At 56.9% G+C, this 25,801-nt stretch carries 27 protein-coding genes and 2 tRNA genes; 4 read left to right on the top strand and 25 right to left on the bottom strand.

What is annotated here, in order from left to right; genetic code table 11:
* Nucleotides 1-89 precede the first annotated feature (89 nt).
* The 12 genes from NOR51B_RS11610 to NOR51B_RS11555 all read right to left on the bottom strand — a co-directional run bounded on the left by NOR51B_RS11610 (nucleotide 90) and on the right by NOR51B_RS11555 (nucleotide 8,934).
* A tRNA-Leu gene (locus NOR51B_RS11610) sits at nucleotides 90-174 on the bottom strand.
* A 564-nt stretch (nucleotides 175-738) separates the two neighbouring features.
* Nucleotides 739-1,083 (bottom strand): PilZ domain-containing protein, encoded by a 345-nt coding sequence (locus NOR51B_RS11605; protein WP_009020161.1) that lies wholly within the window; start codon nucleotides 1,081-1,083, stop codon nucleotides 739-741.
* Between the two features lie 52 nt (nucleotides 1,084-1,135).
* The gene (locus NOR51B_RS15045) at nucleotides 1,136-2,101 is read right to left on the bottom strand and encodes a DNA polymerase III, delta prime subunit (protein WP_009020110.1); all 966 of its coding nucleotides are present in this window, start codon (nucleotides 2,099-2,101) and stop codon (nucleotides 1,136-1,138) included.
* The gene (gene tmk / locus NOR51B_RS11595) at nucleotides 2,094-2,720 is read right to left on the bottom strand and encodes a dTMP kinase (RefSeq protein ID WP_009021107.1); all 627 of its coding nucleotides are present in this window, start codon (nucleotides 2,718-2,720) and stop codon (nucleotides 2,094-2,096) included. The genes NOR51B_RS15045 and tmk overlap by 8 nt, the downstream gene beginning before the upstream one ends.
* Complete coding sequence (mltG, locus tag NOR51B_RS11590; RefSeq protein WP_009020235.1) at nucleotides 2,717-3,742, bottom strand: endolytic transglycosylase MltG; 1,026 nt, start codon at nucleotides 3,740-3,742, stop codon at nucleotides 2,717-2,719. Before mltG ends, tmk begins: the two co-directional genes overlap by 4 nt.
* Entirely contained in the window at nucleotides 3,736-4,563 is an 828-nt protein-coding gene (locus NOR51B_RS11585; RefSeq protein WP_009019883.1) for an aminotransferase class IV, read from the bottom strand. Before NOR51B_RS11585 ends, mltG begins: the two co-directional genes overlap by 7 nt.
* Nucleotides 4,564-4,575: 12 nt before the next feature.
* The gene (fabF, locus tag NOR51B_RS11580; RefSeq protein WP_040482073.1) at nucleotides 4,576-5,817 is read right to left on the bottom strand and encodes a beta-ketoacyl-ACP synthase II; all 1,242 of its coding nucleotides are present in this window, start codon (nucleotides 5,815-5,817) and stop codon (nucleotides 4,576-4,578) included.
* A 157-nt stretch (nucleotides 5,818-5,974) separates the two neighbouring features.
* Nucleotides 5,975-6,211 (bottom strand): acyl carrier protein, encoded by a 237-nt coding sequence (gene acpP, locus NOR51B_RS11575; RefSeq protein ID WP_009019156.1) that lies wholly within the window; start codon nucleotides 6,209-6,211, stop codon nucleotides 5,975-5,977.
* Between the two features lie 106 nt (nucleotides 6,212-6,317).
* A complete protein-coding gene (gene fabG / locus NOR51B_RS11570; RefSeq protein ID WP_009018973.1) occupies nucleotides 6,318-7,064 on the bottom strand; it encodes a 3-oxoacyl-ACP reductase FabG in 747 nt (248 codons plus the stop codon).
* A 30-nt stretch (nucleotides 7,065-7,094) separates the two neighbouring features.
* Nucleotides 7,095-8,042: an ACP S-malonyltransferase gene (gene fabD, locus NOR51B_RS11565; RefSeq protein WP_009020501.1), complete on the bottom strand. Its 948-nt coding sequence runs from the start codon at nucleotides 8,040-8,042 to the stop codon at nucleotides 7,095-7,097.
* A 99-nt stretch (nucleotides 8,043-8,141) separates the two neighbouring features.
* A complete protein-coding gene (rpmF, locus tag NOR51B_RS11560; protein WP_009021656.1) occupies nucleotides 8,142-8,324 on the bottom strand; it encodes a 50S ribosomal protein L32 in 183 nt (60 codons plus the stop codon).
* A gap of 73 nt (nucleotides 8,325-8,397) precedes the next feature.
* Nucleotides 8,398-8,934 (bottom strand): YceD family protein, encoded by a 537-nt coding sequence (locus NOR51B_RS11555; RefSeq protein ID WP_009020995.1) that lies wholly within the window; start codon nucleotides 8,932-8,934, stop codon nucleotides 8,398-8,400.
* 80 nt (nucleotides 8,935-9,014) lie between these two features.
* On the opposite strand from NOR51B_RS11555, the gene NOR51B_RS11550 reads away from it, so the two are divergent.
* Nucleotides 9,015-9,632, top strand: coding sequence for a Maf family protein (locus tag NOR51B_RS11550; RefSeq protein ID WP_040482072.1), 618 nt, complete (start codon nucleotides 9,015-9,017; stop codon nucleotides 9,630-9,632).
* Here NOR51B_RS11550 and NOR51B_RS11545 read toward each other — a convergent pair.
* On the bottom strand, nucleotides 9,591-10,538 hold the full coding sequence (locus NOR51B_RS11545) for an RluA family pseudouridine synthase (RefSeq protein ID WP_009019884.1): 948 nt from the start codon (nucleotides 10,536-10,538) through the stop codon (nucleotides 9,591-9,593). The two genes, NOR51B_RS11550 and NOR51B_RS11545, sit on opposite strands and share 42 nt — an antisense overlap.
* Nucleotides 10,539-11,089: 551 nt before the next feature.
* Between NOR51B_RS11545 and rne the strand changes: the two genes are divergently transcribed.
* A complete protein-coding gene (rne, locus tag NOR51B_RS11535; protein ID WP_009020636.1) occupies nucleotides 11,090-13,930 on the top strand; it encodes a ribonuclease E in 2,841 nt (946 codons plus the stop codon).
* A 66-nt stretch (nucleotides 13,931-13,996) separates the two neighbouring features.
* Nucleotides 13,997-14,086: transfer RNA gene (locus NOR51B_RS11530), tRNA-Ser, on the top strand.
* Nucleotides 14,087-14,267: 181 nt separating this feature from the next.
* On the opposite strand, the gene NOR51B_RS11525 is transcribed toward NOR51B_RS11530, so the two are convergent.
* The 5 genes from NOR51B_RS11525 to NOR51B_RS11510 form a co-directional block, all read right to left on the bottom strand.
* Entirely contained in the window at nucleotides 14,268-16,322 is a 2,055-nt protein-coding gene (locus NOR51B_RS11525) for a TonB-dependent receptor (RefSeq protein WP_009021341.1), read from the bottom strand.
* A 209-nt stretch (nucleotides 16,323-16,531) separates the two neighbouring features.
* Entirely contained in the window at nucleotides 16,532-16,828 is a 297-nt protein-coding gene (locus NOR51B_RS11520; RefSeq protein WP_154647671.1) for a hypothetical protein, read from the bottom strand.
* 45 nt (nucleotides 16,829-16,873) lie between these two features.
* Nucleotides 16,874-17,050, bottom strand: a complete 177-nt coding sequence (locus tag NOR51B_RS15435) for a hypothetical protein (RefSeq protein ID WP_009019609.1) — start codon at nucleotides 17,048-17,050, stop codon at nucleotides 16,874-16,876.
* Between the two features lie 143 nt (nucleotides 17,051-17,193).
* Nucleotides 17,194-17,955, bottom strand: coding sequence for an ABC transporter permease (locus NOR51B_RS11515; RefSeq protein WP_009020078.1), 762 nt, complete (start codon nucleotides 17,953-17,955; stop codon nucleotides 17,194-17,196).
* Nucleotides 17,952-18,902, bottom strand: a complete 951-nt coding sequence (locus tag NOR51B_RS11510) for an ABC transporter ATP-binding protein (protein ID WP_009020113.1) — start codon at nucleotides 18,900-18,902, stop codon at nucleotides 17,952-17,954. Before NOR51B_RS11510 ends, NOR51B_RS11515 begins: the two co-directional genes overlap by 4 nt.
* Before the next feature lie 132 nt (nucleotides 18,903-19,034).
* Between NOR51B_RS11510 and NOR51B_RS11505 the strand changes: the two genes are divergently transcribed.
* On the top strand, nucleotides 19,035-20,234 hold the full coding sequence (locus tag NOR51B_RS11505; RefSeq protein ID WP_009021078.1) for a serine hydrolase domain-containing protein: 1,200 nt from the start codon (nucleotides 19,035-19,037) through the stop codon (nucleotides 20,232-20,234).
* A gap of 190 nt (nucleotides 20,235-20,424) precedes the next feature.
* On the opposite strand, the gene NOR51B_RS11500 is transcribed toward NOR51B_RS11505, so the two are convergent.
* The 7 genes from NOR51B_RS11500 to sufC all read right to left on the bottom strand — a co-directional run bounded on the left by NOR51B_RS11500 (nucleotide 20,425) and on the right by sufC (nucleotide 25,760).
* The gene (locus NOR51B_RS11500; protein ID WP_009020106.1) at nucleotides 20,425-20,949 is read right to left on the bottom strand and encodes a thermonuclease family protein; all 525 of its coding nucleotides are present in this window, start codon (nucleotides 20,947-20,949) and stop codon (nucleotides 20,425-20,427) included.
* A gap of 152 nt (nucleotides 20,950-21,101) precedes the next feature.
* On the bottom strand, nucleotides 21,102-21,533 hold the full coding sequence (locus NOR51B_RS11495; protein ID WP_009018996.1) for a SufE family protein: 432 nt from the start codon (nucleotides 21,531-21,533) through the stop codon (nucleotides 21,102-21,104).
* An 8-nt stretch (nucleotides 21,534-21,541) separates the two neighbouring features.
* Nucleotides 21,542-22,084, bottom strand: a complete 543-nt coding sequence (gene sufT / locus NOR51B_RS11490) for a putative Fe-S cluster assembly protein SufT (protein WP_040482070.1) — start codon at nucleotides 22,082-22,084, stop codon at nucleotides 21,542-21,544.
* A 9-nt stretch (nucleotides 22,085-22,093) separates the two neighbouring features.
* Nucleotides 22,094-22,450: a HesB/IscA family protein gene (locus NOR51B_RS11485; RefSeq protein WP_009020739.1), complete on the bottom strand. Its 357-nt coding sequence runs from the start codon at nucleotides 22,448-22,450 to the stop codon at nucleotides 22,094-22,096.
* Nucleotides 22,451-22,471: 21 nt separating this feature from the next.
* Nucleotides 22,472-23,719 (bottom strand): aminotransferase class V-fold PLP-dependent enzyme, encoded by a 1,248-nt coding sequence (locus NOR51B_RS11480; protein WP_009021630.1) that lies wholly within the window; start codon nucleotides 23,717-23,719, stop codon nucleotides 22,472-22,474.
* Complete coding sequence (sufD, locus tag NOR51B_RS11475; RefSeq protein ID WP_040482069.1) at nucleotides 23,716-25,014, bottom strand: Fe-S cluster assembly protein SufD; 1,299 nt, start codon at nucleotides 25,012-25,014, stop codon at nucleotides 23,716-23,718. The genes NOR51B_RS11480 and sufD overlap by 4 nt, the downstream gene beginning before the upstream one ends.
* Nucleotides 25,014-25,760: a Fe-S cluster assembly ATPase SufC gene (sufC, locus tag NOR51B_RS11470; protein WP_040482068.1), complete on the bottom strand. Its 747-nt coding sequence runs from the start codon at nucleotides 25,758-25,760 to the stop codon at nucleotides 25,014-25,016. The genes sufD and sufC overlap by 1 nt, the downstream gene beginning before the upstream one ends.
* Nucleotides 25,761-25,801: the final 41 nt, after the last annotated feature.

Below are 25,801 nucleotides of genomic sequence, written 5' to 3'. Positions count from 1 at the left end.
CACATCGCTGTTTAAGAGCGCGCACGGGGTAAATGATCACCACCGAGAAGCGCTCCCATGACTCAAGTTTGAATTCTTTTTCAGGTGAGTGGTGCGGAAGGAGAGACTCGAACTCTCACGCCTTGCGGCACTGGAACCTAAATCCAGCGCGTCTACCAATTTCGCCACTTCCGCAAACAGCCACCAAAAAACGGTTAGGTCGCAGCGGGGACCGCCGAAACCGAGGGCGCGGATGGTGTCACATAAGCCCCCTACTTTCAATCTCGCACGCAGGCAATACTTACGCCGCCAGTTCGACCGCCATCGAGACCCGCCCCAAGCCCTATACATCCGGGACCCGAGGACGGCCTGCACCGATTAAAATCAGTATATTTTATATTAAAAACATATATTTACGATAGAATATTCATGCTAGATCTCGAATGAGATAAGCCCCATTTTACTTATGCGATATTGTTCTAAAAAACTCGCGAAAGGGTCTGGAAAACGTCAAGCTTTCGTTCATACTGAATTCTCACCATAGTGCCTCTAGCGCAGGCTGCTGGTGACGGGCATCCCAAGTGCCTCAGGCGTGGAACGGCGATACATGTAACAGTCCCCACGCAACACTCCTAAAAGTCTTTAAGGGCTCCTGCTGGGGCCCTTTTTTTGTAACCTTAAATTGATGATTCGATCAAACAGGGAAGTTGGGTCGGTGCATTGGCACGCACTGGGCAAGGTTCATTCAAACGAGTTGAGTTACATGGTATGCGTGCGCCGATCGGCGTTGAGTCCGCCCCCGAGATGGTTTTCTATTTTTGCGTTCGCAGCGGTATCCTGCTCGGAAAACTGAACACCAATTCCCGCCTGACGGTTACCCTGCGCCCCCATGGGGGTGATCCATACCACCGTTCCGGCGATGGGTATTTTCTCGGGCTCGTCCATCAGCGTCAGCAGCATAAAGACCTCATCGCCGATGTTGTACTGCTTATTGGTGGGCACAAACAGGCCGCCATTTTCCAGGAACGGCATGTAAGCGGCATAGAGCACCGCTTTGTCTTTGATCGTCAGCGAGAGAATGCCCTGCCGTGTTCCTTCGCTCATGGTTCCCTTCCCAATTCCATATCCCGAGAGCATACCAGCGCGCGCGCTGCTCTCACAGTGTCTCCTCCCGCCAAATGCCCGCCACCAAACGCGCGGCCTCTGACAGCATGACGTCCTTGGCAGGATTGCCGCCGCGGCTGACGATGCCAAGGTAGCCCTGAAGCGTCTTTCGGGCATCAAATGCCCGCCGTGCGCGGACCAGTCCAGACGCGTCCAATAGCCTCAAGCGACGGTCCATTTCGCCACAGATCAGCCTGAGCGCACGCCCAGGCTCAGCCCTGCCGAGCAAGGACGACGCAACGGTGGCGGCGACCTTCCCGTCGAGCAAACCGCGGATGGATTCCTGAAGACTCAGAAACCCGTCCACTTCATCGTCATTGATAAGCCGGCGGGCTTCCAGCGGACAATCCTGAACCAGATCCAGTACCGCCGAGTAATCCCCCGCAGGCTCAACCACACTCTTCAACCAGGTCAGTCCCTGCTCCCGACTGGGGTGGGAGAGCACTCGACGCTGGCAACGGGATCGAACGGTAGCGGGCAATCGCTCACCGTAATCGCTGACCAGCAGCATGACACTGTCTCCCGCGGGCTCTTCCAATGTCTTCAGCAATGCATTGGCTGCCGCACTGGTCATAGCGTCGGCAGGCGCAATCACCAGCACCTTGCGGCCACCATAAGCAGCGGTTTGCTGCAGAAATTGCACCGCGCCTCGAACCTGGTCTATGCCGATCGCGCGTTTTTCCGGTTCAGGTTCCAGCCAGCGGCTGTCGCCGTGAGCACCACTCATAAACTGCCGGCAGACATCACAAGTGCCACAGCCTCCGGCGACCGAGGGTCGACTACAGAGCAACATCGCCGCAAGAGACCAGGCAAGCTGCCGCCTGCCAGTACCCGGTGCGCCGACAAGCATGAGCGCATGGGGTATCCGGTCCTGCTCGCTATCGTGGTAAACCGAAGCCACGGTATCGTGGTGCCAGGGCAGGGCCTCGAACGGAGTATCGATCACTGATTCAGCCATTGAAAAGCTCCGCTAACACACGTGCAATATCCCTTTGCACCGCATCAATAGACTGACTCGCATCGATTACCCGGTAGCGATGGGGCGCCTGCGCCGCACGGGTTTTATACCCGCGGCGAACACGATCAAAAAACGGAAGCGCCTCGCGCTCGAAACGGTCCAGCGCGCCTCTGCTCCCCGCTCGATCCATGCCGATGGCGGGCTCCATATCCAAAAGCAGTGTCAAATCAGGCCGACGATCACCTTGAATAAGGTTTTCAAGGGTCTCAATCGACGACCACTCAATACCTCGGCCAGCGCCCTGATACGCAAAAGTCGCGTCTGTGAATCGATCACAGAGCACCCACCGACCCGCCTTCAACGCGGGTTCAATAACCGTCGAAAGGTGCTGCGCTCGGGCGGCGAAGATCATGAGCAGTTCTGCATTGGGGCACGGCGGGTCCTCGGAATCGCTAATAAGCAACGCCCTGAGCGCCTCTGCCAAGGGCGTACCGCCGGGCTCTCGCGTGACCACAAGGTCGATACCCTGCGCGCGCAGCGTTTTCGCAATGAAGTCGAGATTCGTTGACTTACCAACGCCCTCCCCGCCCTCAACGGTCAGGAATTGCCCAGGTTTCACTGTGTTGGCGATGATCGGTAATCCTTGCGACGATTGATTTGGTACTGACGCACATTGCTCTCATGTGCCTCAAGAGTATCGGCAAAGGCATGACTACCGTCACCCCTGGCGACAAAAAATAATGCATCACCCTCCGCGGGATCGAGTGCAGCCTTAATGGCGTCCTCACCGGGAAGCGCGATAGGCGTCGGCGGCAGCCCCGGTATTCGATACGTATTGTAGGGATTAGTATCATCCTTGAGGTGACGGCGCTTTAGGTCGCCATCAAACGCGGGGCCGAGCCCATAAATGATGGTAGGATCAGTTTGCAGCCGCATGCCACGGAGCAGACGACGGATAAACACCCCGGCAATCTGCCGACGCTCTTTAGCCAGCCCCGTTTCCCGTTCGATAATCGATGCGAGAATCAGCGCTTCATAGGACGTTTGTAGCGGCAGGCCCTCACGACGGGCGAGCCACAGACGATTCAGCAACGTGGTCATGGCATCGTGCGCCCGTTGCAGCAGTGCGACGTCTGACTCTCCCCTGTGGAAGACATAGGTTTCCGGTAAGAACCATCCCTCGGGGTGGGTCGCCGGGGCCACCATAGCCAGAAGTCTGGGATCCCCGGCGCCTTCCAGGGAACGCTCGATGGCGGAATGCTCCGCCAGGATCTCGAGCGCCCGCTGCAATGTAATCCCCTCTGGCAGTGTCACCGAGTATGTGATCACCTGCCCGGCGGCAAATTGCGTGAGTAAATCACTAGCCGTCATTCCCGAATTGAGCTGGTATTCCCCAACCTGTAAACGACCATCTAGCCCATACCAGCGCGCCACCTGTGCAACCCATCGGGGTCGTGGTATGACTCCCTGCTTCGATAAGCGACGCAGTACCGTCGACAAGGCGTCGCCGGAATAAACCTCAACCACCGTACCGTTCAGGGGCACATTTAACGGCGCATTCCAGTTGTGCAATGCGTAGCCCACGGCCGAGGCGGCCGCCGCAGCAACAATCACCAGGACCAACGCAATAGTCCTTACCATGTCACCGCGGCCTCGGGATCCAACAGCGGGGCCAGCGCCCTGCTCGCCGCGAAGTCAGACCACTGCTGCTGCCCAATGCGTGCGACGGGACGAACTCCCCAGAGCGCGTTGCAGACAAAAATTTCATCCGCCGCCAACAGTTGCGCCCGGGCTACCGATGCAGTGGTTACGTGGTACCCCGCCACCTTTGCGAAACGGTTAAGAATCAGGGCGCGACGGGTACCGGCAATACCCGCCGTCGATAAATCGGGGGTAAGCAGCGTATCAGCCACACGCAGAAAGAGATTGCCGCGCGCCACTGAGCACACTCGATCATCCTGAGTGCACATTACAACGTCATCGACCTGCTGCTGCCTCGCATCCAGGGCCGCGAGGATATTTTCGGTGCGCGCCAATAACTTTGCACCACTGAGCAGCGGCTGATCCGGCCACTTCACCGTGGACCAACCCAGTGTCAGTGGCGCACTGTTTGGAGTGAAGAGCGGATCAAAACTCAGCAGGGATCGCGGAACCGCATCAACAGGTGGGCTATAGCCTCGCGGGCCGGACCCACGGGTAACCGTGAGTCGTGCGCTACCGGTAGTACCGACGGCGGCGATTAACGCGGCACTTTCGGCAATCATTCCCTGTGCGAATTGTTGCGGTGTCGAAAACTGGAGAACGCCCAGACTCCGGGCGAGTCGTTCGCGGTGCTCGTCAACGTACATCACCGTCCCTTCGCGCACCAAAAACGTTTCAAAAGCGCCGTCGGCGAGCAGCAGCCCACGGTCGTCGACGGGAATCTGCTGGCTCGGTTTCCCATCCACCCATACCTGACGCATGGCTATTGCGGTTTAATCAACGGCACTGAATATCAGCGAACCGTTTGTTCCACCAAAACCAAAGGAATTACTGAGCGCGTGCCGAATCGTTCTTTCCTGCGCGGTGTGGGGTACATAATTGAGATCACAACCCTCGTCCGGGTTGTCGAGATTAATCGTCGGCGGTGCAATGCCATCCCTGATGGCCAGAACGCTGAATAATGCCTCCACCGCACCCGCGGCACCGAGCAGATGGCCTGTCATGGACTTGGTCGAACTGACTGCCAAAGAATGGGCGTGATCGGCAAATACCGACTTTACCGCCATCGTTTCCGCAACGTCACCCGCGGCAGTCGACGTACCGTGCGCATTAATGTAATCGATATCCTCGGCGTTCAAACCCGCATCGCGCAGCGCATTCGCCATCGATGATGCGGCTCCGCGGCCATCCTCCGGTGGCTGCGTCATATGATACGCATCGCCACTCATACCAAAGCCCGATACCTCTGCATAAATGTTGGCGCCGCGCGCACGGGCGCTGTCCAATGATTCCAGAACCAACACAGCCGCACCATCGCCAAGAACAAAACCGTCACGGTCGCGGTCCCATGGCCGCGATGCTGCCGTTGGGTCCTCATTACGGGTGGAGAGCGCGCGTGCGGCTGCAAAGCCGCCCAACCCTACCGGCGTAGTTGCCATCTCCGCACCACCGACAAGCATGGCATCAACGTCACCGGACGCGATCAACCGAGCTCCCATACCGATGTTGTGCGTACCCGACGTGCAGGCGGTAACAATCGCAAGATTCGGACCCCGCAGGTCATACATCACCGAGAGATTGCCCGAAATCATATTAATAATGGCACCGGGCACGAAAAAGGGTGACATTTTCCGAGGTCCCGACGAACGTACTATTTCAGTGTTGCGCTCAATCGAGCCGATACCACCAATACCGGAGCCGATGGAGCAGCCGACGCGACTGTTGTTGGCATCGCTGATTTCCAGTCCGGAATCGCGCATGGCCTGAATACCCGCCACCATGCCAAACTGAACAAAAGCGTCCATACGCTTGGCTTCACGAGGAGGCAGATAGCCGTCAATACTGAAATCCTTGACGCTGGCACTGAAGCTGGTGGAAAAGGTGCTGGTATCGAAACTCGTTATGCTGGCCGCACCGCTCACGCCATTGCAGATATTCGTCCAGCTTCCCTCAACGTCAAGACCCACGGGAGTCAACCCACCAAGCCCCGTCACTACCACTCGCTTTCCGTTCATTTGTTCCTCCCAATAGAGCACGGCTATAACCGCCAGCCATCCACTCAAGCGCGCGGTCTGACGTGTTTAGCCACGCAGACCGTGCACGGCTAGTTTATCCCAGACAAAAAAAAGCCGCTCTAGCGCGTAGAACGGCTTTTACTGCCCAACAAAAATCTCAGGCGAGATTTTCGTTGATGTAACTGATGGCCAACTGAACGGTAGTAATTTTCTCGGCTTCTTCGTCGGGGATTTCAGTTTCAAATTCCTCTTCGAGTGCCATTACCAGCTCGACGGTATCGAGTGAGTCGGCTCCCAGGTCGTCGACAAAAGAGGCCTCGGTGGAAACTTCATCTTCCTTGACGCCCAGTTGTTCGGCTACGATTTTCTTGACGCGATCTTCGATGCTGCTCATGGCTAAATAACTACTCCCCGATTATGTTGGTGGGCAACTTGCCCAGTTGGTTTGCGGGATTTTACCCTGAATTCGAACCAGTAAAACCTTTTTTTTTGCCTGGGCGTTAACCCATGTACATTCCGCCATTGATGTGGATGGTTTCTCCGGTGATGTAGGCGGCGCCCTCACTCGTCAGAAAAGCCACAACAGCGGCAATTTCTTCCGCGCTACCGAGTCTGCCGAGTGGTATCTGTCCCAGCATGGCATCGCGCTGATCATCGGCGAGTGCCTGGGTCATATCGGTATCGATAAAGCCCGGCGCTACACAATTGACCGTGATGGAGCGGGAGCCCAGTTCTTTCGCCAACGCCCGGGTAAAACCCTCACTGCCGGCCTTGCTGGCGGCGTAGTTACTCTGGCCGGGATTGCCCATCGCGCCGACCACCGACGAGACATTGATAATCCTTCCCCAGCGCGCTTTGGTCATTCCGCGCAAACACCCTTTACTCAGGCGATACAGCGATGACAGATTGGTGTCGATTACCGACATCCACTCATCGCTCTTCATACGCATGAGTAAATTATCCCGGGTTATTCCCGCATTATTGACCAGAATATGCGGCGCGCCGAATTCAGCCACGATGGCGCTCAGACACGCCTCGACGCTCTCATCGTTCGATACATCGAGCACCTTGCCGGCGCCCCCCTCGGGCACCAGCCATTCGGATATCGCTGCCGCACCTTTTTCGCTGGTTGCGGTACCGATTACCCGGTGGCCATCGGCGACCAACCGCTTGGCAATGGCTTTACCAATACCGCGACTGGCACCTGTTACCAGTGCAATTCGGCCTTCGCTTTTATCGTCTGTCATAGTTAGTGCGCCCTGGAATGCATTGCCGGGTTACTCGATTGCGCCCTTGAGCGCATCCGGCGCTTCTATGGACGCCACTGAAACCGCCTTACTGACTCGCTTGACCAAACCCGAAAGCACCTTGCCTGGACCGCACTCGATGAAGCGATCGCAACCCTGATCGAGCATGGTCTGGACACATTGTGTCCACAGAACGGGACTCGCTATCTGCTCGACCAGCAATCGCTTAATGACGGTGCCGTCTGTTTGCAACTCGGCGTTCACGTTGCTGACCACGGGGACGATCGGATCGTCAACCGCGATTTCACTGAGCGCTTGTTCAAGTACCTCGCCCGCTGGACGCATCAGGGGAGTATGGAAAGGTGCGCTCACGGGCAGCGGCATAGCGCGCTTGGCACCGGCTTCCTTGAGCGCGGCAATCGCCTCCTCCACCGCAGCGGCGTGTCCGGCAATAACGACCTGGCCCGGAGAATTGAAATTCACGGCAGAGACGTGATGCGCGGCTCCGTCGCTGATTCTTGTGCAGACGGCGACGACGTCTTCGTCGGGAACACCCAGGATGGCCGCCATAGCGCCCACTCCGACGGGTACCGCCAACTGCATCGCCTGCCCACGTTGTCGAACCAATTTGACCGCGTCGTCGAATGCGAGGGACTCTGCGGCCACCAACGCCGAGAACTCTCCAAGACTATGGCCTGCGACGACACTGGGCCTGGCACCGCCATTTGCGCACCATGCGCGATACAGCGCTACACTGGCGGTGAGTATGATCGGCTGGGTTTTTTCGGTCAGGGATAACTGCTCAGCCGGGCCGCTGACCACCAGGTCCCAGACATCGTAACCCAGTGCATCAGACGCCTCTTGAAACGTGGTGCCGATTTCCGGAAATGCCGCATGGGCATCCGCCAGCATACCGACCGCCTGGGCCCCCTGACCGGGAAACAAAAACGCCAAATTACCCAACTGTTGTTCTCCCATTATCACGCCAAAACGCCGTCAAGAGGCTTCCCCAGCGGGACAGCCCACCAGGGATCAATGCCTACATAGAGACAAAAGGGCGTTGGCCCTTGAGATGATTTAGTCGTCGTCGCCGATATTGAGCACTTTCTTACCACGATAAAAACCGTCAGCACTCATATGGTGGCGAAGGCGGGTCTCGCCAGACGTCTGATCGACCATAAGCGTAGCGCCGCCAATGGCGTCGTGAGAGCGACGCATTCCACGACGTGAACGGGTCTTCTTGCTTTTCTGAACAGCCATGATGGCCTCCTAAAAGTGCGGCCTGAATACGCCGCGCGGATTGGGGTAATAAATCGAAGCGGCGAATTCTGCCCTATTTTTGATCTTTTTTCAGCTCTGAAAGCACGCTGAAGGGATTATTTCCAGATTTTTCGGTCATTTCGGGCATCTTGACCCCGGAATCAGGGACAACAATCCCCACTTCCGCAGCGCAGTCGATATCGTTGTGGTAACTGAACGGCGGCAAAGCGAGCAATAATTCATCCTCCGCAACGGCCCAGAGGTCCGTTTCCTCCCCGGTGACCAGCGGCTCGATACCCTCCGGTAACGCCGCCGCCTGGTCATCGGTCCAGAGAATCGCCAGGCGCGCCTCCCCCGAGACGGCCACGCGCATCGGCTGCAGACAACGCTGACAGGGGACCGTTACCGCCATGCTCACGCTGACGTCGATAAGATAACGCCCCTCCTCATCGCGAGAAAAATCCGCTTTGGCGCTGGCCGGACCATCGGCACCGAGGATCGCCTGCTGCAACCGAGGCATTCGCTCGAGCGCAACCTCACCCGCCAGATCGCGTCCCCGCGCGGCCAGCGTCCTCGCCTCGATTTTGTTCGGAAATCCGCCTACAGTCATGGCCGCGGATCATACTTTCGCACCCACAAGCTGTCAAAATTTTCAGTGATTTCAATGGCTTTTGATAAATCGGAATTCTTATGAGCACATCGCAGCCGCCATCGCTAACACTGGCATCCACCTCCCGCTGGCGGGCAGCGCTGCTACGCCGCCTGCGGCTCGACTTCGCGATTCAGTCGCCTCAGGTAGACGAATGCCTCGATCCCAGTAGCACACCCGCAGAAAATGCCGAGCGCCTCGCGACCGAGAAGGCCCGCTCTATAGACGTAACTGGGGGATTGGTCATAGGGAGCGACCAGGTCGCCTGGTGTGACGGACGCTACCTTGGCAAACCCGGCACCGCGGAAAAAGCGGTGGATCAGCTTCGCTATTGCGCGGGTAAAACGATGGATTTTCATACCGGGCTGTGCCTCTGGATACCGGGCAAGAACGAATGTGTGACGCGCGTTGTACCCTACCGGGTGCACCTGCGTGAACTGTCGACTGCCGAGATCAAAGCCTATATTGCGGCTGACTCGCCACTGGATTGCGCGGGCAGCTTTCGCTGGGAGTCGCTGGGCATCGCCCTATTCCGGCGCCTCGAAGGTGATGACCCGACCGCGCTGGAGGGCCTACCCTTAATCACCTTGTGCCAGTTGCTGCGGGGTCAGGGCCTGTCAATTCCCCCGCGAGCGCAGCCGCTCCAACACGGCGCGTAGGGACGAATCGAGTGGCGCCGAGAGCTCACAGGGGTGATCCCCAAGCTTAAATCGAAGGCTTTCAGCGTGCAGAAACAGGCGATTTGCGGTCACAGCAGCAGTGAGGGCTTCACTCTCTGCATTGCTGTATTTGGCATCACCTAAAATGGGATGCCCCGCCTGCAAGGCGTGAACGCGGATCTGATGGGTTCTGCCACTGACGGGCTTTGCTTCGAGCAGGGTCGCGTCTTGAAACCGTTCAAGAACCCTGAACCGCGTCAGCGAAGGCTTTCCGTCAACACTGACCCGAACCCGTCGCTCACCAGACGCCAGAGAATAGCGCTCCAGCGGTCCATCCACCTGTTTTAAATAGGCAGGCCAACGCCCGCTCACCAGGCACTGGTAGCGCTTGTCGATCTCGCCATCGCGCAGCTGTGCATGCAGGTCCCGGAGCACACTGGCTCTTTTCGCAACCAGAATCAGTCCCGACGTATCACGATCAAGCCGATGGACCAGCTCGAGATAACGTTGTTCGGGGAACATCGCACGCAGACTCTCAATCAACCCGACATCGACACCACTGCCACCGTGTACAGCGAGGCCCGAGGGCTTGTTCAGGGCCAGCAAGTCGGCGGTATCCAGCACTATCGAGCCCCCGATGGCTTTACGCCAGCGGCCGGAAACCGGGGCAGGACCCTTGGGTTGGGACGCAACCAACGGAGGCAGTCGCACCGTATCGCCGGCTTTTAAGCGCAGATCCACTTTAGCTCGCCCTTTATTAACGCGAACTTCACCCTTGCGAACCGCACGATAGAGCCGGGTTTTGGGCACGCCCTGGAGCGTCCGCAGCAAATAATTATCGAGCCTCTGGCCGGATTCCTCCTCGGTGACGGTCACCAGGCGCGCGCTGACTCGATTTTCAGACATCGGTAATAATTTCCCAGCAATTGAATCACTTACTGTTGAGTGCTACATTCGGCGGCGGATGTAGGGAGAATCGTTCGATGAGAGCGGCAATAACCGGTACCGCTGCCCGAGGGGCATGGTACCACCGCCGCGCCAACGCCGACACTTCCCGGCCCGCCACCCAGCAGCCTGATGTTGCCAGGGGAACCGGCCAGATCACTGCAGGCATTTCGCTCACTGTTCAGCGAACCCGATCGATCACCCCTATAACCAACAGTACGCTGCTTCGGCGCGACAACCACTCCGGGACCTGTACCGATTACCCCGTAAGAGCGGAAAGCGCTGCCGAATTTTTTAGGAAATCCGCGGATCAATGGACGCGGTGCGAAATTTTTGAGGGTGTCGCCAATCGACGCTCTCCGGAAAAGAAACGTCGAGATACCGTAAACAGACGATTCTATCGGCAACGGTAGGCGCCAAACGTAGCCCAGCAATGGGCAGTAACTCGATCATCTCACCGAGCAAACGCTCGGCGCACCCCGCCCAGTTGCCGCAACAACTGGAAGAACCCCATGAAAAAAATGCTTATCAATGCCACGCAGGCCGAAGAGGTCCGCGTTGCACTTGTCGATGGACAGCGTTTGTACGACCTCGATATCGAAAACCGCTCGCGAGTGGCGACCAAGGCCAATGTCTACAAGGCGAAAGTGACTCGCGTGGAACCGAGCCTCGAGGCGGCATTCGTCGACTTCGGCGCCGACCGACACGGCTTTCTGCCGCTGAAAGAAATTGCCCACCAGTACTACCGCACCAACGCGCCCTCCGGTGAAGGCCGTGTCAAGATTCGCGATGTTCTGAAAGAAGGCACCGAGCTACTGGTTCAGGTGGACAAGGAGGAACGTGGTAGCAAAGGCGCGGCACTGACCTCCTTTATCAGCCTCGCGGGCCGGTACATGGTATTGATGCCCAACAACCCCAAGGCCGGCGGCATCTCGCGGCGTATCGAAGGCGACGACCGATCCGAACTCCGGGATGCACTCGCCGAACTCAACATTCCCGACGGTATGGGTGTAATCATCCGAACCGCGGGGGTTGGGCGTTCAAGCGAGGAACTACAGTGGGATCTCGACTATCTGCTGCAACTCTGGGACGCGATCGAAACGGCCGCCAACGACAACAAGTCACCGGTACTGCTGTATCAGGAAAGCGACGTCATCATCCGTAGCATCCGCGACTATCTGCGCGATGACGTTGATCAGGTGTTGATCGACGACCCCGTGGCTTACAAGCAGGCCAGTGATTTTGTCAGCATGGTCATGCCCAAGTACAGCCAGCGCATCAAGTTCTACGAAGATCCCATCCCGCTGTTTAACCGCTTTCAGGTTGAGGGCCAGATAGAGACCGCTTTTTCCCGCGAAGTGCGGCTGCCATCGGGTGGCTCAATTGTTATCGACCCTACTGAGGCCCTGGTTTCAATCGATATCAACTCTGCCCGAGCCACGAAAGGCTCTGATATCGAGCAGACCGCGCTCAACACCAATCTCGAAGCCGCCGAAGAAATAGCGCGACAGCTTCGACTGCGTGACATGGGCGGCCTGATCGTCATCGACTTCATCGATATGAATGCCAGTAAAAATCAGCGGGCGGTCGAGAATCGAATCCGCGACGCACTGGAAATCGATCGCGCGCGGGTACAGGTGGGTCGAATCTCCCGCTTTGGACTCCTCGAGATGTCGAGGCAGCGCCTGCGGCCTTCCCTCGGTGAAACCAGCGGAATGGTGTGCCCACGCTGTACCGGGCAAGGCACGATCCGCGATACCAAATCTCTGGGATTGGCGATCCTCCGGCTGATGCTCGAGGAAGCCACCAAGGAAAAAACCGCCGAGGTTCGCGCCATTGTCCCCGTGGATGTTGCCGCCTTTCTGCTCAATGAAAAGCGCGCCGCGGTCAATGACATCGAAGCGCAAAGCAGCGTACGCCTGCTCATCATCCCCAATCCGCATATGGAAACCCCCCATTTTGAACTTGTCCGCTTGCGTGAGGATGAGGTTGAAGAGGAAGAAACTCACAGCTTTGATGTCGAGATAGAAACGCCACCGCCTATGGCTGTGCAGGAAGAAGAAAATACCGCAGCCATCGCACCCCAGGCTTTGGTGCGCGGCGTGACGCCGAGCCAGCCGGCACCGGCACAGGTAGCGCCCGCCGTAGCTGAGGCTCCTGCTGCGCCCGTGGCCGCACCCACACCTGCGGCCGCACCCAGCAAGCCCGGTCTGGTCTCTAAGTTTCTCAGCACCTTGTTCGCGCCAGCTCCTGCTCCGGAGGACACGTCGTCCGCCACCGAGGAAGAAGCTGCGTCGACCACTGAAAGAGAGAACACCGAATCGAGTGACGACCAGGGCAGAAGCCGCGATGGACAGCGCAGAAGTCGCGGTGGTCGTAATCGCCGGCGCGGCGGTAAGCGAAGCGATAGTGAACAAGCCAGCGAATCGCAGGACGCCAGCGAGGCAGAGGATGAAGCATCCGCCAGCGCGTCTGACACCGACACCGATGATCAAGAGCAGGACGATAAGCCAAAACGCAGTCGCCGCCGACGCGGCCGGCGCGGCGGTCAGCGCCGGAACAATGGCGACGAAAATGGAAACGTCAGTGAAGACACTGGCGTTACCGCTGATGAAGATGCCGAAGACGACGCAGTGGCCGCAACCGTGGACACGCCCGATAGTGACGCTGACGAGACGACTTCCGATACCAGCGAAGCCCGTCATCGTCCGCAGGAGATGCGCCGCGAGGGTCGCCGACGTCGCCGTCGTGGTCCCAAGCCCGAAGTCGATGCGGCAGCAGCAGTGGCTGAAGACACCAATGAGTCGGCTGACGCCACCGTTGAGCCCACACAAGCGGCTGAGGTTGACGCAGACAAACCATCCACTGAGCCTGTCCCTGCGGCCGCTTCAGAGAGCGAAAATGAAACTGCGGAGGTGGAGAGTTCTGCCACTGTAGCTGATCAACAGCCGCAGGAAGCGCCTGCCGAAACGGTCGCTGAAGAGCCCGTCGCAGCGCCAGAAGCCGCGGAAGAGCAACCCAAACCTGTCGCCAAGAAAACGGCCGTGCCTACTCCCCAGCCCGCACCCTCTGAGGCGGACGCGGCGCCGGCGAGCCGGGCCGGGCTCACCGAAAAAGGCCGTGCCATCAATGACCCGCGGGTAGCACCTAAACCGGTGGCCGAGGTCAGCGTGGAAACAGCGCACACCAGCCTCTTTGCAGCACCCGAGGCGCCTCCGGTATCGGTGATTTCACAGGATGTTCCTCGGGCGAGCAATGATCCGCGGTTGAAGCGCGAAGCGCAGAGCGATGCCGCCCCATCCGGGCAGGATTCGGGAACCCAGGATTTATTTGCCGAAGAAGCGAACGGATAAGGTTGAACCTGCAGCGCGGCTGGCTATAATGCGCGCTGCTTTGCGACATTGATCGCATGCAAACACGGTGGGCTGGCTGAGTGGTCGAAAGCGGCGGTCTTGAAAACCGTTGAGGGTTTATCCCCTCCTAAGGTTCGAATCCTTAGCCCACCGCCACACTGATAAAAAACGCCCCTTCTGGGGCGTTTTTTATTGGGCAGGCGATTAGCGAAGGAAGAGAACCCATCGGGTTCGATTAACCACTACAGACCGCCAAAATACATACCGGACAGCGGTGATTATTACGGGGGAGATCTTCCCACGATGAGTGGTCTTTACGACACACTATGATCACTCGTCAAAAATTAAGGCTCAGGTACAACCTAATCTGCCTCGGCTCAAAGACGTGATAGTGAATATCCTCGACGCCCTCAGCGGCCTCGCCAGGAAGGCGAGAGGCATAAAAATAATCGATATCGTGATCGTCGGAATCCAGGGCATTGAGCACGTCCATCTGTACTCGCCAAACATCACCCGCCCAACCCACGGCGAGATTAGCCATAGTCGATCCATCGGCCTTGACACTGCCATCCTCTATAAGTGGGGCTCCGTCAAAATGCCGCAGTCTGATTGAACCAAACCACCCGCCAGGGTAGCGCGCAGACACCGCACCGCTTGCCACCCAACCCAGAGCTCCAGGAATCTCGTCACCCTCAGGAGCATTGTCGCTGAACTGGGCATCCGTCCAGGCGAAATCCGCTTCGATGGACCAGATGTCACTTACCGCCCAGAAATTGTTGAACTCGACACCCCAACGCTCGCTCGGTCGACTGGCTTCCGTATTACCGGCATCACCTACGAATAGGAGTTCTGACTCAAGCTCGAGGTACCACACTGCCAGAGACGAATTCCACCCCTCGAGCCAAAGGCTCTTGAAACCCAGCTCCCCTCCCCTCGATTGCACCAGGGGGTCCACCGGAGACACAGGCCCACCGGTTACGGGATCTAGGCTGATCGTCACACCACGTGCATCATTGGAGTGGAAGCCATACCCACCGCTAAGGTAGGCCTCACTGGTTTCAGAGAAGGCGTAAATCAAACTCACCTTGGGGCTGACGATCGAATCGGAATCCTTGCCGGCATTAGCGGGCTCCTGTGCGTCAACATCGAACCATTGGTGGTCACCGCGTACTCCCAGCAGGGCTCGCCAATCGTCATTCAGTTCCCAGGCCAACTCGTAAAACAACCCGACACTTGCCTGATCAACGCGGTCTTCCCGCACCGTATCTACCTGCTGGCGCGCCCGAGTGCGGTAAAGCCCAACGTTTTCGATGTCGTCGTAACGCCATTGAACCCCGAAGGTATGCTGCATCTGATCGTTGTCGCCCGCAGACACGGAGCGGTTATAGCTACCGCCATAGACCCTACGGCTATCTTCCTGCCTGAACTGATCACCTGAGGTGGGATCGTCGAGAAAATAAGTAAAATTTGACCAAAGGCTCAGCTCGTAATCGATAACGTAGGCGCGCCACTCGGAGCGATAATCCTGATGCGCATAACTGTATTTTCCGGAGAGGCTGATGCGCTGGGTATCACCGCCCAGGGTCGTATCGATTGAACCCAATTCGTCGATCAGATTCTGACGTACAGCGCGCTCGGGGATCTGGTCTGCGGAATTCCATTCGTTCCTGTAAACCATCAAGGTGGTGGACCAGCGACTTGAATCATCGCCGCCAGCCAGCTTCAGGAGACCGTTACGCTTTCGAACGTTCTCATCAATATCGGTCCAGGGACCGTCATAACCCTGCCCCTCCAGCGCACCAGACAAGTGAACGTCACCCAGATCCATGCCGCCCATGGCCAGCAGTCGCTGGTAACCGTTCTCGCCCACACCCACCGTCAGCCGATTTGTCGCTATACGTTCGACGGTGTCGATGTGGACGCCACCAGCGGAAGAAAAATCACCGAGCTCGGCGTGGTAAGGGCCTTTCACATAATCCATGCGCTCAATAGTTTCGGGAATCAGAAAGTTGATATCCGTGTATCCCTGCCCATGACCGTGAGTGCGCATATTGACGGGCATACCATCGACCCAGGTCGCAAAGTCAGTACCATGGTCCAGATTGAAGCCTCGCAGGAACATCTGATTCGATTTACCCGAACCACTGTGCTGAGTCACTATCAGGCCGGGCACCGCTTCGAGAACATCACCAGGGCGCAACAGCGGACGGATTGCCAGGTCCATTTGGCCGATAACGCCCTCAGAGGCACTTCGCGCTTCGCCAGCTAACACCTGGCTGCGACCAGTGACGACGATTTCTTCCAGCGCGCTTGATTGCCCCTCGGCTGAAGCCAAAAACGGGGCAATCAATAACAAGTAAAGACTATATTTAACAAATTGCGGATATAACATTTCAGAGAAAACCAAAAGTTGACCACTATCGGTAGGAAGCGACGCGACCCACGCAGCCGCGTCTCAGTGAACACCGAAAACGTTCGTTAAGGAATTCTGGCCCACGGCGCCGGTGCGCCGAAAGCAATAAACTGATGGAACTACAGACCTCCCGGTCAAGACCGGGTTAATTCAGGGACGGGCGAATGCGACGTTCAGGGGAATGGACTTCAGATGGCGAGCTTGCCGTTTTTCTCCAGTCTGAGGCACGCCTTAACCACTTCGGGGCCATACGGGGCGCCGGCCCCCTGGCGTATCTCTTCGAGCGCGAAGTCTTTTCCCAAACCCTCGCGGTGTGGTCGATGATGCGCCATCGCCTCGCCAATGCTGACTGCCAACTCAGCGACCCGTGCTTCGTGGCCTGCGCTGTAGGGGTCCCTTGCCGCAACGACATAGGCCAGAGCATCCACAGTTTTCTGGAACCCACGCGTGACGGCCTCCGAGGCTGCTGACTCCGCCTTCGCCACTCGCTCTGCGGCTTCTCGCACCTGTTTAAGCAGCGTAACGTCGGTTCAGGTGGAAATGAAGTGATCCCACAGCGGAACCGCCGCCATTTGCAGATGCTGATTTAAACCAGGGAAGTAGTGCTCCCATTTTTTGGGTGCGCGTTCACGAAACACTTCTTGAACAACCGGCAAAAACAGTTTCAGGAGACCCGCTCTATGGCTGACTGGCGCTGCCAAAATCATCGGTAATGAACACCGAGCGGGTATAGTTATCCTGTAGGCTCTTGGCCTTGTGCCCAAATGCCTCTAGGGTGCAACACGCAGTGTTTTTGCGAGGAAACGGCGGTCAGCGGGCCCGTCGCGTACCGGATTGACGCCAGCGCAAGTCACGGTTTAAGCCGATAACCCGTGCGAAAAATCCAGGCCACTACCGCCAGGCAGATGGCGAGAAATCCCAGGGTCATACCGAGGCTCGCCAGAATACTGACATCGCCCTCACCATAGAAACTCCAGCGAAAACCGCTGATGAGATACACAACCGGATTTAACAAGGACAGATTCTGCCAAAACGGCGGCAGCATGCTTATCGAATAGAACGTTCCCCCAAGAAACGTCAGTGGCGTCACTACCAACAGGGGAACCAGCTGCAGCTTTTCAAAATTATCGGCCCAGATTCCCAGGATAAAACCAAAAAGACTGAAGCTGACCGCCGTCAGAATTAAAAAACCCAACATGATCAGCGGATGCTGGATATTCAGATCGACGAAAAAGTAAGCGGTAGCCAGGATTAGCAAGCCAATGAGGACCGACTTGGTCGCCGCCGCCCCCACATAGGCAATGACCACCTCGTAGTACGCAACGGGGGCAGATAACAACTCGTAAATCGTACCGTTAAAGCGCGGAAAATAAATGGCAAAGGACGCGTTCGACACACTCTGCGTTAACAGGCTCAGCATAATCAGCCCAGGCACGATAAACGCCGCATAAGCTATACCATCGACCTCGTTGATCTGGGAGCCGATCGCCGAACCAAAAATAACGAAATACAATGATGTCGACAGCACCGGATAGACCACGCTCTGCAGCAGGGTACGCTGGGTTCTCGCCATTTCAAATTTGTAGATGGCGCGTATCGCATAAATATTCATCGTTGCTGCTCCACCAGATTGACAAAGATGTCCTCTAGCGAGCTCTGCTCGGTATCGAGGTCGGTGAAATGTAGATTGGCATCGCGAAGGTCGGAGAGAAGACCAGTAATACCTGTGTGCTCGCCGCGGGCATCGTAAACATAGGTCAACGTCTCGCCCCCATCGGAGAGGGATAACTCATATTTCTCAGAAAGCGTCGGCGGAATAGTGTCCAGTCGCTCATTCAGTTTCAATACCAACCGCTTCTCGCCCAAACGCTGCATCAGCGCGTTTTTTTCCTGAACCAGAATGAGCTCGCCATTATTGATAACCCCTACCCGGTCGGCCATCTCTTCGGCTTCCTCAATATAATGGGTGGTCAGCACAATAGTCACACCGCGATCTCGCAGCCGGCGCACGAGATTCCACATATCCCTCCGTAATTCCACATCAACACCGGCGGTGGGCTCGTCCAGGAATAGAACATCAGGTTCATGCACCATCGCTTTCGCAATGAGCAAACGCCGCTTCATGCCTCCGGACAACATATGCACTTCGCTGTCGCGCTTCTCCCACAATGACAAATCCCGGAGCACTTGCTCCACGTAGACGTCGTCATGGGGTTTGCCAAACAGGCCCCGACTAAAGCGCACGGTACCGAACACAGTAGCGAACGCGTCGGTGGTTAATTCCTGGGGAACCAGACCCACCCGGGAACGGGTCTCGCGGTAGTCGCTGAGGATATCGAAACCTTCCACTTTAACGGTACCGCCACTGGGATTCACCAGGCCGCATACAATACTAATGAGCGTTGTTTTACCCGCCCCATTGGGTCCGAGAAGTGCAAAGATCTCGCCCTTGGACACATCAAGCGAAACCCCTTTCAGCGCCTCAAAACCGCCGGCAAAGGTCTTGCTCAGACTATCGATTTGGATGGCGGGTGGCACCTGGTTGGCTGGTTCCTGCATAGTGTTGTGGTTAACCTGTCTTTAATCGATCGCGCATTATAGGCGAGTTCGCCGCGGCAATCTGTTTATGGGCACGCCGTAGTCTGTATGATGGCCAACACAATACTGACTCCGCCATGAGGATGCCTTGTAATGAATCCGGCCTTATCAAGAGCTCTGATCACGTTCAGCCTGATACTCGCCCAGCCGATCGCGGCCCAAGGTGACGGATTCCCTCACGATGATGAAACCATAGGCACCGTGAGAGAAATCTATGACGGCGCGTTGTATCCCGACGAGCAGGTCAACACCTTTCGCAATATCCATCGGTTATTTCCGACGCGCCGGGTCCCCGCAGGCGAGAATCCCTATCCCCTACCCCACGCCGCACAACCACTGAAGGCGTTTTCGTTTGAGTCCGCCGGCAAGTCCTATGACCTGTATGACGTTCTCTCCCTGAACAGGGTCAGCGGGATATTGATCGTCAAAGACGGCGAAGTGCTCTTCGAAAAATACCTGCTCGGAAACCACCGAGATACCCGTTGGATGTCGATGTCCGTGGTGAAGTCCATTACCGCAACACTTGTGGGTATGGCAATCCACGATGGCTACATTGCATCGATCGATGACCCCCTGACCGACTACCTGCCCGCATTTAAGGATACCGCCTACGACGGCGTCACCGTACGTCACCTGCTGCAGATGGCATCAGGGGTCGCCTGGAACGAGACGTATACCGATCCCACATCGGACCGACGATCCATGCTCGAGGCACAGATTTCACAGGAACCCGGATCGATACTGGCATTGATGGGGTCACTCGAGCGCCGGCATCCACCCGGTGCGGTGCAACACTACAGCACGGGAGAGACCCAGGTGGTTGGCGCATTGGTGGCCGCTGCAACTGGCCAACCTGTGGCCGATTACCTGTCAGAAAAGGTCTGGCGACCCTTCGGCATGGCGTCGGATGCCTCCTGGTGGCTGGGATCACCCGAGGGGCTGGAAATTGGCGGCAGTGGTCTCTCGGCGACACTGCGGGACTACGCGCGATTCGGACTGTTCATGTTGAATGGCGGCATGATCAACGGTGAACCGACCTTGCCCGCGGGCTGGATCGCCGACGCCACCTCGCCGGGTCCCAACCCTATGTATGGTTCCGAATACGGATATATGTGGTGGTTACTGGAAATGGACGCCTATGCGGCCATCGGGATTTTTGGGCAGTTCATCTACATTCATCCCGAAAGCAATCTGGTGGTGGCGATGCTGGGCGCCCAGCCCAAACCCGAAGGTAAGGAGGGGGTCGATCCCTATGAGTTCTTTAAGGCGTTAACGGTGAAACTGGCGGATTGATCGGCCACACAGCGATAACGGGGTTTCAACGCCAGGAATGACCGCGCCGCTTGCGCAACGCTCAGCGCATCTGCCCTGACAGGAATACATACCTCAACATTCCGTGTGTTTCGGTGGCACCAGGCACCAGACTATTTGCATCCAGCGCAGATCCGCTCTCCCAAAAACATCGATGTAATTAACGACCCGCTTAGCGCCTGGACGCGCCATCGCGCCGCCATTGCCATGGTGCAACCGGGTTGTTGGCGGCCCACAGCCCGCGCCGTTGATCCCGTGCCGAGCGCTGGCAACCGCGGAGTGCGGTGTTGTTGGCTGCATAGCGTTCATACCACCAGGCGGACCCACTGCAGACCATGGCCTGATTAACGTTCACGCCTTCTGCGGTCCATAACACACCGACCACGCGTCCGTAGCTGTCGATATCTTTTTGCTTTAGATACACCACCGTGTCAGTGAACTTTATAAGATCTTTTCTCGATTGACGGCCATAAGCCTGATCCAATTCCGGAGCATCGATGCCCAATAAACGCACGCGAGTACCATCGCGCAACTTAAACGAATCCCCGTCACTGATACGCTGAATGCTGACCGGTATCGCATCACCGGGTAGCTGCCCCTCGATCGGCGAGGGCTGGTCCACATAAAGCAGGTAGCCGGTTACCACCACAGCGACCGCTATAGAAAACCATCGGAATATCTGCCTGCCCGGCTTCATGGATCGTCGCCTGGAATGGGAGTTAGCTTCCCCACCATCTTATCTCGCATTGATAACCCAAAGCTTTCCTGTACGCGCATGGCAAGGATACCCACTCAGCCATAACCGACCGCGCTTTAAATGATTAGCATGGCCAAATGGCTTAACGGGTACTACGCTGCTGCGGCAATCTCTCGAATGCGTGCCACCATGGCCCTCAGGCCGTTCCCGCGAGTTGGCGAGAGATGGCCGAGAAGATCCAGCGACTCAAAGTAGGCGTCGATATCAAAATCAAGAATTTCCGACGGTGTTTTGTTGTTGTAAGCGGCCAGTACTACACCCAGAAGCCCTTTAACGATAAAGGCATCGCTGTCCGCGTTTAACTGCAGCCGGCCCCCCTTAATATCGGTATCAATCCATACCTGACTTTGACACCCTCTGATCTTTCGCTCTTCAGTGCGAAGCGCTTCGGGGAGTTCGGGGAGTTCCTTACCCAGATCGATGATGTATTTATAGCGATCTTCCCAGTCGTCGAAGAAAGAGAGCGTATCGATAATCTCTTCCGCGGTGACACGGGTGCCAAAAGGATTCTCAGGGCTGGTCACACATCACCTCAGTAAAACATTCCGGTTTCGAGCTTGGCCTCTTCGGACATCATGTCCCGACTCCAGGGGGGATCAAAGACCAAATCGACCATCACTTTTTTTACGTGGGGTACTTGCGCAAGCCGATACTCGACGTCGCCCACAAGCACAGGACCCATGCCACATCCCGGCGCCGTCAAGGTCATCACGATCGATACCGTTCCCGACCCTTGATCGATCTCCATGCTGTAAACCAGTCCGAGGTTCACGAGATCAACGGGCACCTCGGGATCAAAGACCGTGTGCAACGCCTCCCACACCTGCTGTTCGCTGATCTGACCATCGGCCGGTTCCTCAAAGTGGAGCGAGAGCGGCTCCAGGCCAAGCGCATCGGCATCGGTACCGTCGACGCGTACCATATTGCCGTTATGTATGACGGTGTAGTTGCCACCGAGTGACTGGGTCAGCGTGACAAAGCTACTCTCGGGAATCGTCACCTTGTCACCCACAGGCACCAACCTTCCCGGACAATCACGCCGGGTCGTCAGTAGCGTTCTCTCCTGAGCGCTCATGATTTATCCTCAGTTAACGCTAAAGCTCTCACCACACCCGCAGGCGGCGGTGACGTTGGGATTATGAAATTTAATGGTGCGGTTGATGCCTTCTTTCTCATAGGCAATCTCTGTGCCCTGCAAAACAGGCAGCGACTCGGGATCAATATAGAGCTCAAGTCCATTGTCCAGATTCATCACCACATCACCGGCTTCACTCTGCTCCACCTGATCCATGACGTACATGTAACCGGTACAGCCACTTTCTTTGACACTCAAGCGCACGCCCCGACCGCCAAAGCGCTCCAGTTGCTGCTTCAGGTGGACCGCCGCATCTGGCGACACGTGCAATGCGTCCTTGCTGACATCAAATGTTTCTACTGACATTCCTGAACTCCTCTCGCCTCTCTAGGCAAACAAACGTTGCGCCTTTTTGATGCCTTCAAACAGGCGATCAACGTCCTCGGTCGTGTTGTATATCGAATAGGAAGCCCGCACGGTTCCCGACAAACCAAAGCGCGCCATTAACGGCTGCGTGCAATGGTGCCCGGTCCTTACGGCAATACCTTGCTGATCGAGCAGCATCCCCAAATCCGATGCAGGAACTCCATCGAGTACAAAGCTGAAAATACCGACCGACTCCCTGGGCTGTCCTATACGGCGCAAGCCGTCAATGCCGCCCGCGAGATCGAGGGTGTGTTGCAGCAGCATCTGCTCGTGAACGGAGGCCGCCTCAAGATCAATGGATGCAAAATACTCGATCGCGGCAGCAAGGCCGATTGCGCCGGCAATATTCGGGGTTCCAGCTTCAAACTTAAACGGCAGGGTATTGAATGTCGTGCCGGAGAAACTGACCACATCAATCATCTCGCCGCCACCCATAAAAGGAGGCATGGCATCGAGTAACTCTTCTTTACCCCAGAGCACTCCAATCCCCGTCGGGCCGAACAGCTTATGCCCGGAGAAGGCATAAAAATCGCAATCCAGTGCCTGCACATCAATGGCAAAGTGGGTCACCGCCTGGGCGCCATCGAGCATGACACGCGCACCAACCGCGTGGGCGCTATCGATAATACGTCGCACGGGATTAACAGTGCCCAGGGCATTGGACACCTGATTGACGGCGACGAGTTTCACGCGATCGTCCAACAGTTGATGGAACGCCTCCAGATCAATATCACCGGCGTCGGTTACCGGAATGGGTACGACCTCGGCACCCGTTTCAGCACAGATCAATTGCCAGGGAACAATATTGGCATGATGCTCGAGTACGGAAACCAACACCTTATCGCCCGGTCCGAGATTCTGGCGCCCCCAGCTCTGGGCAACCAGATTGATGGACTCGGTCGTACCCCGGGTCCAGATCACCTGCTTTGCCAAGGGGCTGTTTATAAATCCGCTAACCCGCTCACGGGCCGCTTCAAACGCCACAGTGGCTCTATCGGCCAGGGCATGGGCCCCACGATGTACATTGGAATTATCCGCTCGATAATAGCCATCAATGGCCGCAATAACAGACTCAGGCTTTTGCGTGGTCGCGGCGTTATCCAGATACACCAGATCACGGCCATTGACCTGCTGATCGAGTATCGGAAAATCAGCGCGCAGGCCAGCCGGGTCAAAGCGAACGCTTTTCATCGCTGCAGCGGTGTTCATAAAATATGCCGCGTGAGGTTGGGGTTGCGGGCGAAGCGATGGGCGAGCAGCGGCTTCAAAAAATCTCTAACGCCATCACAGCGAACGGTTTCGACCACCTCGTTGATAAAACCGTAGCTGAGCATGACTTCCGCCTCGGCTGCGGGTACACCGCGGGTGCGTAGATAATGCAGTGCCGTCGCATCCATCTGAGCCACAGTGGCCCCGTGCGCGCACTGGACATCGTCCGCATAAATCTCCAATTCGGGCTTGGTATAAACCTCCGCCTTATGGCTGGTCAACAAATTCTTGTTGGACAACTCAGCAAATGTTTTTTGCGCGTCGGGATGGATATGGATTCGCCCGTTAAAGACGGCCCGCGATGAATCGGCGACGATGCCCCTGAAGGTTTCACTGCTGGTGCAATGCGGTACTGCGTGTTCTATACAGGTGTGATAGTCGATCTGCTCATCGCCCCGAGGCAAGTAAATACCATTGATCTCGCAGTGCGCTCCCTCGCCCTCATGCTGAACCGTGACATCGATGCGCTTCAGAAGGCTGCCCAATGCCAGGTGAAAGCTGTTCAGCGTCGCATGGCTGCCGAGCACGGCATGGACACCCCCCACATGCAGGCCTTCCTCCTCTTCGAGGTGCAGCCGATAATGGTTCAGTTGCGCGTTGTCCTGAAGCAACAACTCGCTAATGCCGTTGGTGAAGGCGGCAGCGCTGCCCAGATTGACAAAGGTTTCAACCAGGGTAGCCTGGCTGTTGGGAGACATCTCGAACAGCAACCGCTGTGTCACACCGACGTTTTCAAACTCGCCGCTGGTGGCCCAGATCACCTGAATCGGATCGCCGACGACCACACCCTTATCAATAGTCACCTGAACACCGTCCGCAAGTGTCGCATCGTTCAAGGGCGCAAACAGATGCCGATCGTGATTTACGGCCGTACCGAGGCGCTCAAGAATGGCCGTGCTATCGGGCGCATCGGCGTCCGCAAAACGCACCAGTCTGGCGCCCTCCGGCAAACTGACCTGCGAGAGGTCCTCCCGGTATAACCCATCGATAAAAACAAGCGTAGTACCGGCGAGCTCGGGGTAGGACGCTGCAGGTAGCGATACCGATGCAGGCCCGGTCGCGGCAGAAAATGTCGTCTGAAGCGGTTTGAGATTATTGTATTTCCACGCCTCGGTTCTGCGCGTAGGCATCGGGGTTTTGTCCCATACCGCGCGCCCTCTGGCCTGCACATCACTGAGCCAGGCCGGCGCACCTTCTGCCCGGCTGAGCATGGACGATTGCAACGAGCTACCCATCAGGCTGCATCCTCCAACCATCCGTAGCCCTTCTCCTCGAGCTCCAGTGCGAGTGTCTTGTCTCCGGACTTGATGATCCGTCCCCCGGCAAGCACATGCACAAAGTCCGGTTCGATGTAGTCGAGAAGACGCTGGTAATGGGTGACAAGCACAAAGGAACGGTCGTCCGCGCGCATGGCGTTAACGCCCTTGGCGACCACCTGGAGCGCATCGATATCGAGGCCGCTATCGGTCTCATCAAGAATACAGAGCTTGGGCTCAAGCATCATCATCTGCATCAGCTCGTTACGTTTTTTCTCGCCGCCCGAGAATCCCTCATTGACGCCGCGCTTGAGGAAATTAGGGTCGAGATCCACCTGCTTACTGACCTCGCGGGCGTGCTTCATAAAACTGACGCTGTCGATAGAATCCAGGCCTCGAGCCTCGCGCACCGCGTCGACCGAGGCTTTCAGAAACTCCATATTACTCACACCAGGGATTTCCACCGGATATTGAAACGCGAGGAAAAGACCCAGATGTGCCCGCGCCTCGGTATCCAGCTCGAGCAGGTCCTGACCCAGAAGCGTTACGCCACCTTCGGTTACCTCGTAACCCGGGCGTCCGGCCAGCACATGCCCCAACGTGCTCTTACCCGAGCCATTGGGACCCATAATGGCGTGCACCTCACCGGGGTTCACCTCAAGGTTCAAGCCCTTGAGAATGGCCTTATCATCGATTCGTGCGTGCAGATTATTTATATTCAACATTGTCATCTCTCTCATCGGCATCCCTTCGGGCATGCCTTCAT

Origin of the sequence: Luminiphilus syltensis NOR5-1B, assembly GCF_000158175.1 — a bacterium.
GTDB classification, from domain to species: Bacteria; Pseudomonadota; Gammaproteobacteria; order Pseudomonadales; family Halieaceae; genus Luminiphilus; species Luminiphilus syltensis.
The sequence above is the reverse complement of the archived record's forward strand: the minus strand, read 5'-3'. Positions and strand labels throughout refer to the sequence as shown.

What these genes read in the sequence shown, in the direction of transcription:
- NOR51B_RS11605 (WP_009020161.1), bottom strand. Translation starts at nt 1,083, where the DNA reads ATGAGCGAAGGAACACGGCAGGGCATTCTCTCGCTGACGATCAAAGAC.
- NOR51B_RS15045 (WP_009020110.1), bottom strand. Translation starts at nt 2,101, where the DNA reads ATGGCTGAATCAGTGATCGATACTCCGTTCGAGGCCCTGCCCTGGCAC.
- mltG (WP_009020235.1), bottom strand. Translation starts at nt 3,742, where the DNA reads ATGGTAAGGACTATTGCGTTGGTCCTGGTGATTGTTGCTGCGGCGGCC.
- NOR51B_RS11585 (WP_009019883.1), bottom strand. Translation starts at nt 4,563, where the DNA reads ATGCGTCAGGTATGGGTGGATGGGAAACCGAGCCAGCAGATTCCCGTC.
- fabF (WP_040482073.1), bottom strand. Translation starts at nt 5,817, where the DNA reads ATGAACGGAAAGCGAGTGGTAGTGACGGGGCTTGGTGGGTTGACTCCC.
- acpP (WP_009019156.1), bottom strand. Translation starts at nt 6,211, where the DNA reads ATGAGCAGCATCGAAGATCGCGTCAAGAAAATCGTAGCCGAACAACTG.
- fabG (WP_009018973.1), bottom strand. Translation starts at nt 7,064, where the DNA reads ATGACAGACGATAAAAGCGAAGGCCGAATTGCACTGGTAACAGGTGCC.
- fabD (WP_009020501.1), bottom strand. Translation starts at nt 8,042, where the DNA reads ATGGGAGAACAACAGTTGGGTAATTTGGCGTTTTTGTTTCCCGGTCAG.
- rpmF (WP_009021656.1), bottom strand. Translation starts at nt 8,324, where the DNA reads ATGGCTGTTCAGAAAAGCAAGAAGACCCGTTCACGTCGTGGAATGCGT.
- NOR51B_RS11555 (WP_009020995.1), bottom strand. Translation starts at nt 8,934, where the DNA reads ATGACTGTAGGCGGATTTCCGAACAAAATCGAGGCGAGGACGCTGGCC.
- NOR51B_RS11550 (WP_040482072.1), top strand. Translation starts at nt 9,015, where the DNA reads ATGAGCACATCGCAGCCGCCATCGCTAACACTGGCATCCACCTCCCGC.
- NOR51B_RS11545 (WP_009019884.1), bottom strand. Translation starts at nt 10,538, where the DNA reads ATGTCTGAAAATCGAGTCAGCGCGCGCCTGGTGACCGTCACCGAGGAG.
- rne (WP_009020636.1), top strand. Translation starts at nt 11,090, where the DNA reads ATGAAAAAAATGCTTATCAATGCCACGCAGGCCGAAGAGGTCCGCGTT.
- NOR51B_RS11525 (WP_009021341.1), bottom strand. Translation starts at nt 16,322, where the DNA reads ATGTTATATCCGCAATTTGTTAAATATAGTCTTTACTTGTTATTGATT.
- NOR51B_RS15435 (WP_009019609.1), bottom strand. Translation starts at nt 17,050, where the DNA reads ATGATTTTGGCAGCGCCAGTCAGCCATAGAGCGGGTCTCCTGAAACTG.
- NOR51B_RS11515 (WP_009020078.1), bottom strand. Translation starts at nt 17,955, where the DNA reads ATGAATATTTATGCGATACGCGCCATCTACAAATTTGAAATGGCGAGA.
- NOR51B_RS11510 (WP_009020113.1), bottom strand. Translation starts at nt 18,902, where the DNA reads ATGCAGGAACCAGCCAACCAGGTGCCACCCGCCATCCAAATCGATAGT.
- NOR51B_RS11505 (WP_009021078.1), top strand. Translation starts at nt 19,035, where the DNA reads ATGAATCCGGCCTTATCAAGAGCTCTGATCACGTTCAGCCTGATACTC.
- NOR51B_RS11500 (WP_009020106.1), bottom strand. Translation starts at nt 20,949, where the DNA reads ATGAAGCCGGGCAGGCAGATATTCCGATGGTTTTCTATAGCGGTCGCT.
- sufT (WP_040482070.1), bottom strand. Translation starts at nt 22,084, where the DNA reads ATGAGCGCTCAGGAGAGAACGCTACTGACGACCCGGCGTGATTGTCCG.
- NOR51B_RS11485 (WP_009020739.1), bottom strand. Translation starts at nt 22,450, where the DNA reads ATGTCAGTAGAAACATTTGATGTCAGCAAGGACGCATTGCACGTGTCG.
- NOR51B_RS11480 (WP_009021630.1), bottom strand. Translation starts at nt 23,719, where the DNA reads ATGAACACCGCTGCAGCGATGAAAAGCGTTCGCTTTGACCCGGCTGGC.
- sufD (WP_040482069.1), bottom strand. Translation starts at nt 25,014, where the DNA reads ATGGGTAGCTCGTTGCAATCGTCCATGCTCAGCCGGGCAGAAGGTGCG.
- sufC (WP_040482068.1), bottom strand. Translation starts at nt 25,760, where the DNA reads ATGTTGAATATAAATAATCTGCACGCACGAATCGATGATAAGGCCATT.